The sequence below is a fragment of the Pseudomonas sp. EA_15y_Pfl1_P101 genome, assembly GCF_963970835.1.
Taxonomy (GTDB): Bacteria; Pseudomonadota; Gammaproteobacteria; order Pseudomonadales; family Pseudomonadaceae; genus Aquipseudomonas; species Aquipseudomonas tritici.
In genome coordinates this window covers 150,197-167,565 of sequence record NZ_CAXAPA010000007.1, presented here as the reverse complement: position 1 = coordinate 167,565, position 17,369 = coordinate 150,197, and the positions used below count along the sequence as shown (strand labels likewise).

The 17,369-nt window shown below is 54.3% G+C and carries 11 protein-coding genes and 2 pseudogenes; 10 read left to right on the top strand and 3 right to left on the bottom strand.

Annotation, left to right across the window (positions count from 1 at the left end; translation table 11 throughout):
- The first annotated feature begins 25 nt into the window (after positions 1-25).
- The 7 genes and pseudogenes from atpG to AACY36_RS13135 all read left to right on the top strand — a co-directional run.
- A complete protein-coding gene (gene atpG, locus AACY36_RS13165) occupies positions 26-886 on the top strand; it encodes a F0F1 ATP synthase subunit gamma (RefSeq protein WP_028618578.1) in 861 nt (286 codons plus the stop codon).
- A gap of 27 nt (positions 887-913) precedes the next feature.
- On the top strand, positions 914-2,290 hold the full coding sequence (atpD, locus tag AACY36_RS13160) for a F0F1 ATP synthase subunit beta (protein ID WP_003233564.1): 1,377 nt from the start codon (positions 914-916) through the stop codon (positions 2,288-2,290).
- 44 nt (positions 2,291-2,334) lie between these two features.
- Positions 2,335-2,751, top strand: a complete 417-nt coding sequence (locus tag AACY36_RS13155) for a F0F1 ATP synthase subunit epsilon (RefSeq protein WP_003195825.1) — start codon at positions 2,335-2,337, stop codon at positions 2,749-2,751.
- A gap of 123 nt (positions 2,752-2,874) precedes the next feature.
- Positions 2,875-4,242, top strand: coding sequence for a bifunctional UDP-N-acetylglucosamine diphosphorylase/glucosamine-1-phosphate N-acetyltransferase GlmU (gene glmU, locus AACY36_RS13150; RefSeq protein WP_339418533.1), 1,368 nt, complete (start codon positions 2,875-2,877; stop codon positions 4,240-4,242).
- 227 nt (positions 4,243-4,469) lie between these two features.
- On the top strand, positions 4,470-5,237 hold the full coding sequence (locus tag AACY36_RS13145) for a DeoR/GlpR family DNA-binding transcription regulator (RefSeq protein WP_314562196.1): 768 nt from the start codon (positions 4,470-4,472) through the stop codon (positions 5,235-5,237).
- Positions 5,238-5,247: 10 nt separating this feature from the next.
- Complete coding sequence (gene glmS, locus AACY36_RS13140; RefSeq protein WP_339418536.1) at positions 5,248-7,080, top strand: glutamine--fructose-6-phosphate transaminase (isomerizing); 1,833 nt, start codon at positions 5,248-5,250, stop codon at positions 7,078-7,080.
- Positions 7,081-7,451: 371 nt separating this feature from the next.
- Positions 7,452-8,123, top strand: a pseudogene (locus AACY36_RS13135) (TolC family protein); the annotation flags it as partial.
- 16 nt (positions 8,124-8,139) lie between these two features.
- On the opposite strand, the gene AACY36_RS13130 reads toward AACY36_RS13135, so the two are convergent.
- Positions 8,140-8,763, bottom strand: coding sequence for a response regulator transcription factor (locus AACY36_RS13130; RefSeq protein WP_339418564.1), 624 nt, complete (start codon positions 8,761-8,763; stop codon positions 8,140-8,142).
- A gap of 292 nt (positions 8,764-9,055) precedes the next feature.
- Between AACY36_RS13130 and AACY36_RS13125 the strand changes: the two genes are divergently transcribed.
- Positions 9,056-10,669 carry an ATP-binding response regulator gene (locus AACY36_RS13125; protein WP_339497223.1) on the top strand — a complete coding sequence of 538 codons (1,614 nt, stop codon included), beginning with the start codon at positions 9,056-9,058 and terminating at the stop codon, positions 10,667-10,669.
- Positions 10,670-11,045: 376 nt separating this feature from the next.
- Here AACY36_RS13125 and AACY36_RS13120 read toward each other — a convergent pair.
- A pseudogene (locus AACY36_RS13120) lies at positions 11,046-11,816 on the bottom strand (IS630 family transposase).
- A 456-nt stretch (positions 11,817-12,272) separates the two neighbouring features.
- Here AACY36_RS13120 and AACY36_RS13115 point away from each other — a divergent pair.
- Positions 12,273-12,698 (top strand): hypothetical protein, encoded by a 426-nt coding sequence (locus AACY36_RS13115; protein WP_339418566.1) that lies wholly within the window; start codon positions 12,273-12,275, stop codon positions 12,696-12,698.
- A 497-nt stretch (positions 12,699-13,195) separates the two neighbouring features.
- On the opposite strand, the gene AACY36_RS13110 is transcribed toward AACY36_RS13115, so the two are convergent.
- Positions 13,196-14,248, bottom strand: coding sequence for a GGDEF domain-containing protein (locus AACY36_RS13110; protein ID WP_339418567.1), 1,053 nt, complete (start codon positions 14,246-14,248; stop codon positions 13,196-13,198).
- Between the two features lie 622 nt (positions 14,249-14,870).
- On the opposite strand from AACY36_RS13110, the gene AACY36_RS13105 reads away from it, so the two are divergent.
- Entirely contained in the window at positions 14,871-17,333 is a 2,463-nt protein-coding gene (locus tag AACY36_RS13105; protein WP_339418569.1) for a GGDEF/EAL domain-containing response regulator, read from the top strand.
- Positions 17,334-17,369 lie beyond the last annotated feature (36 nt).

Below are 17,369 nucleotides of genomic sequence, written 5' to 3'. Positions count from 1 at the left end.
CGCTTGCTAACCTGATAGGTGTTACATGGCAGGCGCAAAAGAGATTCGCAGTAAGATTGCGAGCATCAAAAGCACGCAAAAGATTACCAGCGCCATGGAAAAAGTGGCGGTCAGCAAAATGCGCAAGGCACAAATGCGTATGGCTGCTAGCCGTCCTTATGCGGAGCGTATCCGCCAGGTAATTGGGCATTTGGCCAACGCCAACCCGGAATACCGCCACCCATTCATGATCGAGCGTGAAGTCAAGCGCGTCGGTTATGTGGTTGTGAGCAGTGACCGTGGTTTGTGCGGTGGTCTGAATACCAACCTGTTCAAGGCCCTGGTCAAGGACATGGCGGTAAACCGCGAAAACGGCGTCGAGATCGATCTGTGTGTTGTTGGTAGCAAGGGTGCGGCCTTTTTCCGCAACTTCGGCGGTAACGTCGTTGCAGCTATCAGCCACCTGGGTGAAGAGCCGTCGATCAATGATTTGATCGGCAGTGTGAAGGTGATGCTGGATGCATACCTGGAAGGCCGGATTGACCGCCTCTCCGTGGTATCCAACAAGTTCATCAACACCATGACCCAGCAGCCAACCGTGGAGCAATTGATTCCACTGGTGGCGACTCCGGATCAGGAACTCAAGCACCACTGGGACTACCTCTACGAACCAGACGCCAAAGAGCTGCTTGACGGCTTGATGGTGCGCTACGTGGAGTCGCAGGTGTACCAGGCGGTGGTCGAGAACAACGCAGCTGAACAAGCAGCGCGGATGATCGCGATGAAAAACGCTACCGATAACGCCGGTGATCTGATCAGCGATTTGCAGCTGATCTACAACAAGGCGCGTCAGGCTGCGATCACCCAAGAGATCTCGGAAATCGTCGGCGGCGCTGCCGCGGTTTAACGGTTCAAATATTCAGAGGATCCAGCTATGAGTAGCGGACGTATCGTTCAAATCATCGGCGCCGTTATCGACGTGGAATTTCCACGCGACAGCGTACCGAGCATCTACAACGCGCTGAAAGTACAAGGCGCGGAAACTACTCTGGAAGTTCAGCAGCAGCTGGGCGACGGCGTAGTTCGTACCATTGCGATGGGTTCCACCGAAGGCTTGAAGCGCGGTCTGGACGTAATCGACTCTGGCGCAGCCATCTCCGTACCGGTCGGTAAAGCGACCCTGGGCCGGATCATGGACGTACTGGGCAACCCGATTGACGAAGCTGGCCCGATCGACACCGAAGAGCGTTGGGGCATTCACCGTCCAGCACCTTCGTTCGCCGAACAAGCTGGCGGCAACGACCTGCTGGAAACCGGCATCAAGGTTATCGACCTGGTTTGCCCGTTCGCCAAAGGCGGTAAAGTCGGTCTGTTCGGTGGTGCCGGTGTAGGCAAGACCGTAAACATGATGGAACTGATCCGTAACATCGCCATCGAGCACAGCGGTTATTCCGTGTTCGCCGGTGTGGGTGAGCGTACCCGTGAGGGTAACGACTTCTACCACGAGATGAAGGACTCCAACGTTCTGGACAAAGTGGCACTGGTTTACGGTCAGATGAACGAGCCGCCGGGTAACCGTCTGCGCGTAGCACTGACTGGCCTGACCATGGCCGAGAAGTTCCGTGACGAAGGTAACGACGTTCTGCTGTTCGTCGACAACATCTACCGTTACACCTTGGCCGGTACTGAAGTATCCGCACTGCTGGGCCGTATGCCTTCCGCAGTAGGCTACCAGCCGACCCTGGCTGAAGAGATGGGCGTTCTGCAAGAACGTATCACTTCGACCAAGGAAGGTTCGATCACTTCGATCCAAGCGGTATACGTACCTGCGGATGACTTGACCGACCCGTCGCCTGCGACCACCTTCGCCCACTTGGACGCCACCGTCGTTCTGTCCCGTGACATCGCTTCCCTGGGTATCTACCCAGCGGTCGATCCACTCGACTCGACTTCGCGCCAGCTTGACCCGAACGTGATCGGCCAGGAGCACTACGATACCGCTCGCGGCGTTCAGTACGTGCTGCAGCGTTACAAAGAACTGAAGGACATCATTGCGATCCTGGGTATGGACGAGCTGTCGGAAACCGATAAGCAGTTGGTAAACCGTGCTCGTAAGATCCAACGCTTCTTGTCGCAGCCGTTCTTCGTGGCTGAAGTCTTCACCGGTGCTTCGGGTAAATACGTTTCCCTGAAAGACACCATTGCTGGCTTCAAAGGCATCCTCAACGGTGACTACGACCACCTGCCAGAACAAGCGTTCTACATGGTCGGCGGCATCGAAGAAGCGATCGAGAAAGCCAAGAAACTGTAATCCAGGCGCCCGGAAACGGGCGCTCATCAGGTTGAGGCAATCAGATGGCTATGACAGTCCATTGCGATATCGTCAGCGCGGAAGGGGAAATTTTCTCCGGTCTGGTCGAGTTTGTTACAGCGCACGGCGACCTGGGTGATCTTGGTATCGCCATGGGTCATGCCCCGCTGATCACAAGCTTGAAACCAGGTCCGATCACGCTGACCAAGCAAGGCGGGGAACGTGAGGTGTTTTACATCTCCGGTGGTTTCCTCGAGGTTCAGCCGAACATGGTCAAGGTACTTGCCGACACCGTGCAACGTGCTGGCGACCTGGATGAAGCCTCCGCTCAGGAAGCCGTCAAGGCTGCCGAGAAGGCCCTGAACGAAAAGGGTGCCGACTTCGACTACAGCGCTGCTGCTGTACGTCTGGCCGAGGCTGCAGCTCAGCTGCGCACGCTCCAGCAGATCCGCAAGAAGTAAGCGGCCATGCCGTCATGCTTTATGCGCGATTGATTAAAAAGGGTAGCCTCGGCTACCCTTTTTCTTTTTTTGCAAAACACTTCTCTGGTCTGAAGTCGGACCGCCCAGGATTGGTAGCCACTCATGTCTCTTGAAATCGTCATTCTCGCCGCTGGCCAGGGCACCCGTATGCGTTCGGCCTTGCCCAAAGTGCTGCACCCGGTGGCCGGCAATTCCATGCTTGGCCATGTTATCCACAGCGCCCGGCAACTCGACCCGCAACGCATCCACGTGGTGATTGGCCACGGTGCCGATGTGGTCCGTGAACGCCTGGCCGCGGATGACCTGAATTTCGTTTTGCAGGACAAACAACTCGGCACCGGCCATGCCACCGCACAAGCCGTGCCCTTCATCAGTGCCGACACCGTGCTGATCCTGTACGGCGACGTACCGTTGATTGAAGTGGAAACCCTGCAACGCCTGCTCAAGCATGTCGTGCCAGGCCAGATGGGTCTGCTGACCGTTGAACTGGATGACCCTACCGGCTACGGGCGCATCGTGCGCAATGCCGACGGTAAGGTCGCGGCTATCGTTGAGCACAAGGATGCCAGCGAAACTCAGCGCGCCATTACCGAAGGCAATACCGGGATTCTGGCGGTCCCTGCCAATAAGCTCGCCGACTGGATGAGCCGTCTGTCGAACAACAACGCCCAGGGCGAGTACTACCTCACCGACGTCATCGAGATGGCCGTGAGCGATGGCCTGCTGGTGGCTACCGAACAGCCCCACGACCCGATGGAAGTGCAGGGCGCCAATGACCGCAAGCAGCTTGCAGAGCTTGAACGTCACTATCAACTGCGCGAAGGCCGCCGCCTGATGGCCCAGGGTGTGACCCTGCGCGACCCGGCGCGCTTTGATGTGCGTGGCGAAGTCACTGTCGGCCGTGACGTGCTGATCGACATCAACGTGATCCTCGAAGGCCGAGTGATCATCGAAGACGAGGTGGTGATTGGCCCGAACTGCGTGATCAAGGACAGCACCCTGCGCAAAGGCGCGGTGGTCAAGGCCAACAGCCATATCGACGGCGCTTTGATGGGCGAGGGCAGCGATGCTGGGCCGTTTGCGCGGTTACGTCCAGGAAGCGTATTGGGAGTTAAAGCCCATGTGGGTAACTTTGTTGAATTGAAAAACGCCAAGTTGGACGACGAAGCCAAAGTCGGACACCTGACCTACTTAGGTGATGCCACCGTAGGTGCGCGAACTAACATCGGTGCCGGCACCATCACCTGCAACTACGATGGCGCCAATAAGCACCAGACCAGCATTGGTGCGGATGTATTTATCGGTTCAAATAATTCGTTGGTCGCTCCGGTTACCCTCGACGATGGCGCCAGCACAGCCGCGGGCTCAACCATCAACCAGGATGTGGATAAGTCCCAACTGGCTGTCGCACGTGCCCGCCAGCGCAACATTGATGGCTGGAAACGCCCGGTCAAAATCAAAAAGACCTGAGTTATCCACACGCTGATCAGCGATAAATATCCAATGTGCGCGGGCTTGCTCGCGAATGCGGTCGTTCAGTCAACATCTCCCGTGACTGACACTCCGCATTCGCAAGCAAGCCCGCTCCCACATTGGTTTTGTGTTGATCTAAAAATTGTGTACGCCCCACTTGACGACGTTTCGCCAATAGGTTTTGATTGCCTTCGTTATCTTTCGAAACGAAACTTACCATCACCATGTCGAAACGAAATACCCCTCAACGGCGCCACAACATCCTGACCTTGCTCAATGAACAGGGCGAAGTCAGCGTGGACGAATTGGCCAAGCGTTTCGAAACGTCGGAAGTGACCATCCGCAAGGACTTGGCTGCCCTCGAAAGCAACGGCCTGCTGCTACGCCGTTACGGTGGCGCAATTACCATGCCCCAGGAACTGGTCGGCGACGCCGCCCAACCCATCTCGATCTACAAGCGCGCCATCGCCCGTGCCGCCGTGATGCGCCTGCGCGAACACGCGCGCATCATCATCGACAGCGGCAGCACCACCGCCGCGATGATCCCCGAACTGGGCCACCAGCCAGGCCTGGTGGTGATGACCAACTCCCTGCACGTGGCCCGCGCCTTGAGCGAGCTGGAGCACGAGCCGGTGCTGTTGATGACCGGCGGCACCTGGGACCCGCATTCGGACTCGTTCCAAGGCCAGGTCGCCGAGCAAGTGCTGCGTTCCTATGATTTTGATCAACTGTTTATCGGCGCCGACGGCATCGATCTGCAGCGCGGTACCACCACCTTCAACGAACTGCTGGGCCTTAGCCGCGTAATGGCCGAGGTCGCCCGTGAAGTGGTGGTGATGGTCGAATCCGACAAGATCGGTCGCAAGATTCCCAACCTGGAACTGCCCTGGAGCAGCGTCCATACCCTTATCACCGATGATCGCCTGCCGCTTGAGGCCCGCGACCAGATCCAAGCCCGCGGCATTACGCTTATATGCGCGGCAATCATCTAGGAGAAACACCATGTGTGGCATCGTAGGCGCAGTCGCTGAACGCAACATCACTCCCATCCTGCTCGAAGGCCTCAAACGCCTGGAATACCGTGGCTACGACAGCGCCGGTGTGGCCGTCTTCTCCAACGCCGGCAAGCTTGAGCGCATGCGTCGCCCGGGCAAGGTCAGTGAACTGGAGCAAGCCCTGGCCGGTGAGCCGTTGGTTGGCCGTCTGGGCATCGCCCACACCCGTTGGGCTACCCACGGTGCGCCGTGCGAACGCAACGCCCACCCACACTTTTCCGGCGACCTGGCGGTGGTGCACAACGGCATCATCGAAAACCATGAAGTGCTGCGTGAGCAACTCAAGGGCCTGGGCTACGTATTCACGTCGGACACCGACACCGAAGTCATCGCCCACCTGCTGAATCACAAGCTCAAAGACCTGGGCGACCTGACGGTCGCCCTCAAAGCCACCGTAAAAGAACTGCACGGCGCATACGGTCTGGCCGTGGTCAGCGCCACCCAGCCCGATCGCGTGGTTGCCGCCCGCAGTGGCAGCCCGTTGGTGATCGGCCTGGGGCTGGGGGAAAACTTCCTCGCCTCCGACCAGTTGGCCCTGCGCCAGGTCACCGACCGCTTCATGTACCTGGAAGAAGGCGATATTGCCGACATCCGCCGTGAAAGCGTGCAGATCTGGGACGTTAACGGTCAGTCTGTCGAGCGTGAAGCTGTGCAATACCGCGACGGCGCCGAAGCCGCCGACAAAGGCGAATACCGCCACTTCATGCTCAAGGAAATCCACGAGCAACCGGCCGTGGTGCAGCGCACCCTGGAGGGTCGTCTGGGCGACAAGCAAGTGTTGGTCAACGCCTTTGGCCCACAAGCCGCCGAGTTGTTCGCCAAAGTGCGCAATGTGCAGATCGTGGCTTGCGGCACCAGCTACCACGCCGGCATGGTTGCCCGTTACTGGCTGGAAGAACTGGCCGGCATCCCATGCCAGGTCGAAGTGGCCAGCGAGTTCCGCTACCGCAAAGTTGTGGTCCAGCCTGACACCCTGTTCGTGACCATCTCGCAGTCGGGAGAAACCGCCGATACCTTGGCCGCCTTGCGTAACGCCAAGGAGCTGGGCTTCCTCGCCAGCCTGGCGATCTGCAACGTCAGCATCAGTTCCCTGGTGCGCGAATCCGACCTGACCCTGCTGACCCAGGCCGGTCGCGAAATCGGCGTGGCCTCCACCAAAGCCTTCACCACCCAGCTGGTCGGCCTGTTGTTGCTCACCCTGTCCCTGGGCCAAGTACGTGGCACCCTCGCCGCAGGTGTTGAAGCCACCCTGGTCGAAGAACTGCGCCGCCTGCCAACCCGCCTGGGTGAGGCCCTGGCCATGGACAGTATCGTGGAAAAAGTCGCCGAGCTGTTCGCCGACAAAAACCACACCCTGTTCCTCGGCCGTGGCGCGCAATACCCGGTGGCAATGGAAGGCTCGCTCAAACTCAAGGAAATCTCGTACATCCACGCCGAAGCCTACCCGGCCGGCGAGCTCAAGCACGGTCCATTGGCCCTGGTGGATGACGACATGCCAGTCGTCACGGTCGCGCCAAACAACGAACTGCTGGAAAAGCTCAAGTCCAACCTGCAGGAAGTACGTGCCCGTGGCGGCCAGTTGGTGGTATTCGCCGACGAGAAAGCAGGCATGACCAATGGTGAAGGCACTCACGTCATCAACATGCCGCACATCAACGACACCCTGTCGCCGATTCTCTACACCATCCCGCTGCAACTGCTGTCTTACTACGTCGCCGTGCTCAAGGGCACTGACGTTGACCAGCCGCGCAACCTGGCGAAGTCGGTGACGGTGGAGTAATACGGCACGCGCCTTGAGCGCCCTTCGAAGCTACGAAATAAAGTCTGTCGGAAATAAATAAAGTCTGTCGCTGGCGCATTCGATCCCCCCGATTGAGTAGCCGGTGACGCTTTTTCCGGGCCACCGTGCTCGGGACGCACTGAGTATCCGTTAAGAGAGTTTTTTAGAAATATTCAAGATATTTCCTACTCTAGGGACGAATACATAGGTCATTCGATGTTGCCGCTGATGCAGAATTGACCCATCTGCCGACTTGGCGTTGCCCCACAAGCATTCAGCCCAAAGTCAGACCTGCTAACGCTTTACAAAGTTGAAGCCTGGATCAGCGAAATTTCGGCAGCAGGGTCAATTCTGCATCAGCGGCAACAGCGTGGCTGACGGAGCTGGATCGTCAGGCGGAAATGGAGGCTGAGCACCCAGCCAACTACCCGACTGTGGAAGGGCTGTTTCAAAAAGGTCGGGCTGCCAAGACCACCCGGTATCCGGGCTTCTCCGAAGCCAATTCCAGGCTGAACGCCAGTACCAGCATCTACGACCTCAATATGAGCTGGGTGCTCTTCGACTTTGGGCTTCGCGCCGCAAAAGTCGAAAGTGCCCGCCAGTTACTGAACGCCGCCAGTGGCAGCCGAATTGAAGAATTGCAGAAGTCGATGCTTGCCACCGCCAGAGTCTTTTACCAAGTGCAGGCCAACACCGCGCTGTTGCAAGCCAAAATCAGTGCTGAACGTCTCGCGCACAACAGTCGGAAAGCCGCTAACGCAAAATATCATGCTGGCGCCGGCCAGCAGACATATCGTCTGCAGGCGCTGGAATCCAGAACCCGGGCATTGGCAATCAGTCGTCTTTTTGTCGAGAGTGCGAGCAAGTCTTATGACATTGCTCAGGGCCGTTACAAGGCTGGGGAGGGCAGTATTCTTGAGCTTCTGCGTTCGCAGAGTGACCAGGCCTCAGCGAGGCAGAAACGTTTGGAATCCTTGGTAAGCTGGCATAAGGCTAAGCTGCAATTGGCACCTGACATTGGCAGTCTGAACATTGGAGAATGAATGTTGTTTCCGCCGCCTACTTGATGGCCTGCGTAGCGAACTGCGCTGCAGCGGCTGCCCGGGTCGATACCCCCAGAGCTTTTAACAGGCTTGAAACGTGTATGCGCACGGTAAAGGGGGAAATACCCAAATCTTTGGCTATTTCCTTATTAGTTTTGCCTGCGGCGATCAGACTCAGTACCTGTTTCTGACGTGTAGTAAGAGGGCTTAGTGCGTTAACCGCTGATTCGTTGAAAAGCGAACCTGCGGACTTGTAATTGACGACGACGTCGCCCTGTCGGATAGAGACGATAGAGTCGGTTATTTCCTGTGGATCGATGTTCTTGCCAATAAAGCCATCAGCACCATTCGACATGACTTGGGAGATGGTTTCCGGGTCATCGATCATCGAGACCACGATGATCGAGGTACGTCGGAACTCATTGCGCAGTTTGGCAATGGTGTGAATCGAGTCCAGTCCGGGGAAGCGCAGGTCCAGAATCAGAGTGTCAACTTCTTCACCGGAGCGTGCCAAGGTCAGCACTTCATTGAAATTGCCTGCCTGCTCAATGATAGCTTCTGGCAACAGACGTTCGATGGTACGCAACATGCCTTCACGAAATAGGGGGTGGTCGTCAGCCACTATGATTCTGCACGCCATGCCTCTGCTTCCGAATTTTAAGTCGGGTCATCATACTCGATAGGCGCAATGCGTATCGCCTGTGAGAAAAATCTAGAGTGATTATTTATGCTCTCGACATCATGGAAGAGCAGGTTCGCATGACCCTAGTCAGATGATGGTGGTCGCCAAGTTAATTAAGTTATCGCGAAAATGGCACGGGAGAAGCATTTACCGCGCTCGATCTGGAGTAGAAAGCGAAAGTGGGTATGTGAGCGATAGCCACTAGCCGCTCGTCGAGCGGAACGAGTCCGCAGTAAAACGAGGTGCCTTGATGAAATGCCGGAAAAACGCTGAACTGGATCAGGCGAATCTGAGGCTGATAGTGGCGACGTTCGCGGTCACCTACGTGGCGCTGTTAGGTTTCCTGCCTGGGCTCGACATAGCGAAGTATCAACCGATCATTCTCTACTATGCCGGCTTTCTGGTGGTATCTCTGATCCTGCGCCAGCACATCACCAGGTTCCCCGGCGTCTTTCCGGTCCGCCTTGTATTCGGGATGGTCCATGACTACACCGCAATTTCCGTCGGTTTGGTCGTAGGCGGAGAGGCAACGCTGCCGATTTTCAGTGTGATGGTCTGGGTGACCCTGGGCAATGGGATGCGCTTTGGCTCGCGTTACCTGTCGATTGCTGCGTCGCTGGCGCTGCTGGCCATACTGATCATTTATAAATTGACGCCGTACTGGCAAGCGCAACCATTCATGGTACTGATGCTGGTCGCTATCACGATTCTGGTGCCTGGCTACGCCCACATTCTGTTGCTGCTGGCTCGCCAGGCATCGGAGCAGGCAACCGTTGCCAACCGCGAAAAAGAGCGTTTTCTGGCCCAGGCAAGCCACGATCTGCGCCAGCCCATTCACTCGATCGGCATGTTTACCGCGTGCCTGCGTTCAAGCCCGCTAGGTGACTATGAGCGTCAGCTGGTCGACAACATCGATCGTTCCCTGCACAACGTATCGCAGTTGTTTCGCTCGATTCTGGATATATACACGCTGGACAGCGGCAAGGTTTCGGCCAAGTCAGACGTGGTCAACCTGGGTGACATGCTGAATGAAATAGCTCAGCAAAACACGGCTGCTGCCCGATGGGCCGGCGTGGAACTGAGAGTCCGGCCGTGTCGGCGCTGGGTAAGAGTCGATGCCACACTGCTTGCCACGATGGTGCAGAACATTCTGTCCAACGCACTCAAGTATGCCCCCGAGCACCCGGTGCTGATCGGTGTACGTCGCCACAAAGGTAGCTTGTCAATCAGCGTGCATGATCAGGGGCGAGGCATCGCGGCTGAACATCTGCCCAAAGTCTGTGACGAGTTCTATCGGATTCGCCATGTTCGCGATAAGGACGTTGAGGGCGTAGGGCTGGGGCTATCCATCGTCAAGCGGCTCAGTCAGCTTCTTGGCGTACAGATCGATATCAATTCCCGTGTTGACCGCGGCACGACAGTTACTATCCATGGGCTTGAAGAGGTGAGCGCGCCTGTAAAACCGGCCCGCAAAAAAACATTGGGCGACAGCCTGCTCAAGGGCGTCAGGATCTGCCTGGTGGAAGACGACAAAAATGTGCTGATGGCCACCGCCGCGCTGCTGGAAAGGTGGGGATGCGAAGTCCAGGTCGCCCGATCTGTTGAAGGGTTGACCACCGACTGCGACATTATCGTAGCCGATTACGACCTAGGCACCGAGGCCAATGGCCTTGACTGCATTGCGAGTATCAGAGCAGCCCGCGGCTGGGATGTACCGGCTTTGATCCTTACCGGGAGGGAGGTGGAAGTGGTCATTGAATCAATGCAGGGTACCGAAGTGTCCGTGCTCTCCAAGCCGCTGCGCCCTTCGGAGTTGCGCCTGAACCTGTTGTCGCTTCACGAGAGGCGGGTGAATACGTCCTGACCTGAGTGCTGCTGGTCAGGGCGCAACGGACATAAACCAACAAACGGCCCGCGAATGTCTGACGGTGGAGGCACATCAGGGAATGGATAGATGCAGATCGGATCAGGTTTGATCACACCAATGCCGGGTACCGGCATGATGGTGAAATCGGCGCCGCCGGAGACGCAGTGCAGCCCGGTGTCAGTCAGTTCATGAGCCTGAGCCCAGCAGATAGCTGCTGTAGTTTCGGTGGTTTTCTGATGGCGGATAATTATGTCAAACCTCTCCATGTTGGTAGGGACACGCTTTTTACGTAGTAGGTTATAAACAGGACTGCCTGACCCTCATCGACTATTCACCTCATGCCCAGACGCTAATGTTCTGTTTTCGAAATAATTTACTTATTGGCTACGGCTTCAAGTGCCTCACGCGCCCGCTTGATTTTGTTCAAGATCTCCTCTCCCTTTGCGTTCCTAACGTATCGGGTCGGCTGAGCATTGCGTAACGCCATTAACGCTGTAATGGAGCTTTACAGCTCGCGAACCGAGGTAAAACTGCCGTCGCGAAGATACACCGTGACGTCTCGAAAGAAGCGCTCAACCATGTTCATCCATGAGCTGGAGGTCGGCGTGAAATGAATATGAAAGCGAGGATGTTTCGCCAGCCAGGCTTTCACTGCCGCATGCTTGTGCGTCGCATAGTGATCGACGATCAGGTGAGGCTGGAGGTGTTTGGGCGTCTCTTTATTGATCTTCTTGAGAAAGGCCAGCCACTCTTGATGCCGGTGCTGACGCTCGATGCTGCTGATCAATTTGCCCTGAAGATAATCCAGTGCGGCGAATAAAGTGACCGTGCCGTGTCGGGTGTAATCATGGGACTTAGTCTGGATATGACAGATGCCCAAAGGCAAGCCCGGCTGCGTCCGCTCCAGCGCTAGAACCTGGCTTTTCTCATCGCAACACAACACCAAAGCCTTGTCCGGCGGGGCCAGAATCGTCGGGCAGGAAAAGCCAGTCAGCCGTGCGATGTTGTCCCGGGTTTCGCCCTCGGCAGCTAGCAGGATAATGCGTGCTCGACGGCCTTCTCTCTGGGGGAGAGTCGCAGAGCGAACGAGCCGTTTCAGTTCGGCCTTTTCTTCGGGGCTAAGCGTGATGTCCAGAGCACTCACTGTCAGCTCTCCAAGGCAGGGGTGACGTTTGAAGTGTAGACGAATTAATCAGTAATTTATTTCGCGAACAGCACACTAGTGCGCACCTAAGGCGTCTATGCTTAGTCAATTTTTCAGGCATGTCTTAGTTCAATAGCTCATCTGTACTATAGAAGTTCGTGGCTGGAGTCACCATTATCGTGCGAATGCTTTCGTCTGCTCACTAAAAGTGCCAAAGGCGCAAAGAGTTTAATATGAAGTACTCATAGTTACCGGATGTGTTTTATGAAGGATTAAGGCGCTCAGGGGTAGGATTAGTTTAACGTTGTTGCCACTGATGCAGAATTGACCCAGCTGTCGAAATTCCGCTGCCCCTAAAGCGTTAGCCCGTCTGACTTTGGGGGGACTTATGGCGCAACGACAAGTCGGCATATGGGTCAATTCCATAATTATCAATTCTGTTAGTGAGGCAAGAAAATGATAAAAATTCAACAAGCTTTAATACTACTGGGCGCTCTGACGCTAGCAGGTTGTGCCGGAATGACGACGGATGACAAATATAGCACCAGCTATGTCGAATCCCACATAATTGAGGGTAAAACCACGCAAGCCGACGTTCAACGCCTATATGGCGTTCCTGATAGTAATGAAAAGTCAAGCAACGGAACAACTTGGGTCTACCGTAAAGGTGGCACCTTGAGCGATGTTTCAAGTTTGGTTGGTTATATCCCCGGGGCTGGCTCTGTTTCTAGCGCATTAGCCATGGGAAGATCTACCTCAGCAGCTGTATCGAGTGTAAATAAAGTAGCTGGTAAAGCCAATGGTAATACCGAGATTCATGGTGATCGTTTTTATGTGACATTTACCAATAAGGGAATTGTTGATTATTGGAGCCTTGAGTAATATAAATCGGACTGAACCGTGTAAGAGTATGGCCGCTTATGCAGAATTGACCTGGCTGCCTAAATGTTGGCTTGACTTTGGGCTGAGTGATTATGGGGCAACGTCAAGTTGGCAGACGGGTCAACTCTGTGTCAGCAATAACAGATAGACATCTGTATGCAGTCTTTTTAAATCTGTACCAGCATTTGTATGTCATTCTTCAAAACTCATCCGGATAGATAGGCTGATCACCTCTACTGTGGCGTTAGTGAAATAGCTTTTCGTTATTTTCGGCTACGCTGCGGATGTCATTCCTGCCTTTGATAGCTGACAGTGAGTGCTCTACCGGAGGTATGCTGATGTTTTCAATAGTAGTTGCCTAATGGCTTATTGGTTAGCCTCTACATCGAGCGAGATGGCGTGGAGTATTTTCCGCGATATGCCTTCAGCGCGGCCGACTATAGCTGCGTCGAGGCGCTGGAGATGATTATTGTCAGAACTCGATTAAAAGCTGATACCTAAGCCTCGGCTACCTCTACCCTGTTTCGTCCCGCTAACTTACCTTCGTAGAGCGCGTAATCCGCCCTTGCAATTGCGTTGCTGAGAACCTCATCAGCACGATATTGAGTGACACCAATAGAGAGAGTTACGCTTACTTTTTTGCCATTGCTGTCAATCTCCAATGCCTGGACCGCCTTGCGTATACGTTCTGCGCTATCAGTTGCATTGCTAAAATCCGTATCCGGCAATATGGAGAGAAATTCTTCGCCGCCCCAGCGTCCGATAAAGTCTTGCTCTCGCATTGAACATTTGAGTAATAGGCTCACTGCCTCGAGTACACGATCACCGGTATCGTGACCGTATAGATCATTGACCTGCTTGAAGTGATCTATATCCATCAACATCAAGGTGAGATTGCGGGGACGTCTATGATGCCGTGCCAAAATTTTCTCGGTCAGAGCAATCATGTGCCGACGGTTGAATAACCCGGTTAATGAGTCCGTCGTTGCCATACGCGCCAGGCTCTTGTGAGCGCGGGTTACCGTGATCACATAGAACAACGCAAGATAGCTGAACATGCAGAAAACTACTGTCAGGTTAAAAACATGCACACCCAACAGGGCATTGGAGGCGATGGGTTGCAGAGGACTAACGAACCACATTAGTACATCTAAGCCTACATAGTAAGCCCAAAGGCAGCCTGCGTATATCCAGGCGCTACGGGCACGCATGCTGACGAACAGGGCCGGAATAAACATTAACAAGAAGTAGTGAAAGCCACTTCCCCAGCCGACCAGAACTGTGCCCAGCCCAGCGTGCACAAGCACTTCAATACGTATAAGGAGAACTGCAAACTGATTTCGTCGTTGCTTGAACGCGTGATAGGCATAGACATACATGGCCACGCTGATCACGTTTATCCACGCCAAAATGGGTGAGCCCAGAATGAGGAAAATGAAAAAAAACGCAACGTCTACGCTGCCCGCCAATTGGCAGCAACGCATGGAAAGTTGCCAAAATTCTGGTCGAGCGTCGCGCGTGGGTAGGCTTTCAGAGAGTGTCCCTTGCATCAAACCTGTTACCTCAATATCCGGGTATACGTCGGTTTTTTAGGTTGGCTTTCTCAAGCCAGCAAATGAGACCTAAAAAAGGTTTCGCAGGGCCTTCAGGTTTAAGGTACGAGGCTAAGCATCAGTTGTCTAGTGGCTACTGGCCGCTTTTTAGCGGGAAAGGGGGCCCGGAAAAGACGCAAAGGGTACGTCGTGTGCGGTGCCCACGGCGCGCTGTTCAACCCGCTGATCGTTCTTCTTGGGGGCTCGGGGCCGCTCCGCCAGTCGGGCCTGCACTTTCTCCCAATAGCTTCATGCTTATGATCGCTTCCGTTTAAATCTAGATGGACTCCATGCCACAAACGGCGTTGTAAGGACGTGTGTTCCTCGGACGGCTACCCTTTTCCTGCAGGGTTTTTGGTTCAATTTTGAAATGCGCGCAACCATGGGGTTTCAGAGCATAGTAGGCAGAAGGAAACGTGAATGACAGTTCGATTTGATCTGCTATCGTGGAGGAAACACATTTCATCCCTGCTGAAGCTGAGTGGCTGCTGAGATGCGATGTCAAGGAGTTGGACCTGCCTTATCTGTTCGATAGCCCAAAGGCGCGGGCGTATAGAGGGGCAAATGTGGGGATAAAAAGTTGCTCGACGATCTCAAGCTAGAGCCGTTAACTATTCTAATTGTCGATGATCAGCCTATGAGTGTCCGGATCATCCGAGACACGGTTAGTGGTCTTGGAAAAGTTATATTTGCCACATCGGGGCTGGCGGCTATTGAAATAGTAAAGAGGTCACCGCCTGATGTTGTGCTACTCGACATTGAAATGCCTGGCATGGATGGATTTGCTGTATGTAAAGCTATCAAAAGCGATCCCGCCACAAAAGACGTTGCTATCATCTTCATTACCGCGCACGACCAAGATACTCGACAGATTGAGGCGCTTGATATGGGCGGCGTTGAATTCCTGAACAAGCCGCTGAATATTCCCATCGCGCGCGCCCGAATCAAAATGCACCTGGTCCTGCGGTTAAAGAACAAGCAGTTGATCGAAGCAAGACGAAGTCTGGAAAACGTAGTTCAAAACCTGCCCGCCTTTATTTCCCAGTGGGATAAAGAACTGCGCAACGTGTTTACTAACGATCCGGGTGGCAAATGGTTTGGTCTGCGCGGCAGCCAAATGGCGGGGCTGCACCTTTGCGATGTATTAGGAGAAACCAATTTTTTTGCCATTGAACGGCATCTTGACGCAGAGCTTAAGGGAGATAATACGTCTTTCGATATCAGTCTAATCCGCCCTGACGGAGACATGTTACACGGTCAAGCTTCCGTGGTTTACCGCGATGTCGAAAATCGTGATGCTGGTTTTCTGCTGCTGATCACTGACGTCACGGACCGCAAACGTGCAGAGACGGCGCTATTTCGTGAAAAGGAGCGTATTCGAATTACCCTTAATTCAATTAGTGATGCCGTCATAGCAACCGATGTAGAGGGGCTGATAAGCTTTTTGAACCCGATCGCTGAAGAGATGACGGGATGGAGGGGCGCAGACGCGCTTGGTCAGGCGATCGAGAAGGTGATGCCACTGCGTGAAGCCAGTACTGGGCTCGAACTGCAAAATCCAATTCGCCTTGCGATACGCGAAAAACGAACTGTTGGTATGAAATTGAGTTCTAGATTGGTCTGTCGTGATGGCAGCACAATAGAGATTGAGGACTCCGCGGCACCCATTTTCGCTTCGGATCAGGAGCTCACAGGCGCAATTACCGTATTTCATGACGTTAGTGAGGCTCGGGCGTTGGCTATCAAGATGGCGCATTTAGCAAATCATGATGCACTGACCAACCTGCCAAATCGGATTTTACTGCGCGACCGTACTGAGCAAGCGATTCGCGACGCCAAGAGCGTAGGCGGAAGGGTCGCCTTCCTCTTTTTTGATTTGGATCACTTTAAAAGCATCAACGATTCAAGCGGTCACTCGACCGGTGATCTACTACTCCAGCAAGTCGCTACCCGGCTTACAAAAAGCATGCGCGGTAATGATACGGTCAGCCGCCAAGGCGGAGACGAATTTATAGTTCTATTACATAACATTCAGAAAGTTGAAGACGTCGCGTCAAAAGCAGAATATTTGCTTGGTTTGCTGTCAGAGCCTTATTGGATAGAAGGTAACCGTTTCGATCTCACGGTGAGCATAGGCATAAGCCTTTTCCCTGATGACAGCGATCATATGGCGACTCTACATCATCAAGCAGATGCGGCCATGTATCGTGCCAAACAGGATGGTCGTAATCGTTTCCAGTTTTTTTGCGCGGAAATCGAAGATACCTTGCGGTCTCGCCACCTGCTGGAAAAGCAAATGCGTGTTGCCTTAGAAAATCAGGAGTTTGAGGTCTATTACCAGCCTAAGGTGAATGCCAAGCACTCGACTATTATCGGAGCGGAGGCCTTAGTTCGCTGGAGGCGGGCTGATGGTCAACTGGTTTCTCCAGCTGAATTCATACCGATGGCGGAAGAAACCGGACTTATAGTGCCTATCGGTCTTTTTGTGCTTCGCCAAGCGTGCCTGGATGGTGTCAGGTGGCATGCAGAGGGCTTTCCCATCCTTATTGCCGTTAACGTCTCCTTGGTGCAGATGGAAGAGGTCAACTTCGTTGACTCAGTAAAGGCCGTGCTCGTAGAGACAGGTATTGCTCCAGAGCTTTTGGAGCTTGAGATCACCGAGGGCGTGTTTGCCAGCAATATGATACGCACTCGTGATTCGTTGTTCGATTTAAAGGCACTGGGAGTTTCTATTGCACTTGACGACTTTGGAATCGGTTATTCGAGTCTCGCCTACCTCAAGCGCTTCCCAATCGACGTACTCAAAATTGATCAAAGCTTTGTGCGCGATATGCTGATAGACAGCAGCGATGCTGGGATTGTGGAGGCGGTAATTCAGATGGCGCAAAGTCTCAATCTCAGACTGGTCGCAGAAGGGGTTGAGCAAGAAGTTCAAGCTCAAGCACTGCTTGCTCTCGGCTGCCAGGTAATGCAGGGATATTTATATGCAAGACCGATTCCCTCGCTAGATTTTGAGGCATTACTGTTCCGAGGACTTGGTTAAATGCCCAGAAAACGCGACGACCCGAAGACCAGTTCA

Excerpts from the sequence above, each read along its gene's own strand:
- AACY36_RS13110 (WP_339418567.1), bottom strand. The coding sequence starts at position 14,248 with ATGCAAGGGACACTCTCTGAAAGCCTACCCACGCGCGACGCTCGACCA.
- atpG (WP_028618578.1), top strand. The coding sequence starts at position 26 with ATGGCAGGCGCAAAAGAGATTCGCAGTAAGATTGCGAGCATCAAAAGC.
- AACY36_RS13145 (WP_314562196.1), top strand. The coding sequence starts at position 4,470 with ATGTCGAAACGAAATACCCCTCAACGGCGCCACAACATCCTGACCTTG.
- AACY36_RS13125 (WP_339497223.1), top strand. The coding sequence starts at position 9,056 with ATGAAATGCCGGAAAAACGCTGAACTGGATCAGGCGAATCTGAGGCTG.
- glmS (WP_339418536.1), top strand. The coding sequence starts at position 5,248 with ATGTGTGGCATCGTAGGCGCAGTCGCTGAACGCAACATCACTCCCATC.
- AACY36_RS13155 (WP_003195825.1), top strand. The coding sequence starts at position 2,335 with ATGGCTATGACAGTCCATTGCGATATCGTCAGCGCGGAAGGGGAAATT.
- AACY36_RS13130 (WP_339418564.1), bottom strand. The coding sequence starts at position 8,763 with ATGGCGTGCAGAATCATAGTGGCTGACGACCACCCCCTATTTCGTGAA.
- glmU (WP_339418533.1), top strand. The coding sequence starts at position 2,875 with ATGTCTCTTGAAATCGTCATTCTCGCCGCTGGCCAGGGCACCCGTATG.
- AACY36_RS13115 (WP_339418566.1), top strand. The coding sequence starts at position 12,273 with ATGATAAAAATTCAACAAGCTTTAATACTACTGGGCGCTCTGACGCTA.
- atpD (WP_003233564.1), top strand. The coding sequence starts at position 914 with ATGAGTAGCGGACGTATCGTTCAAATCATCGGCGCCGTTATCGACGTG.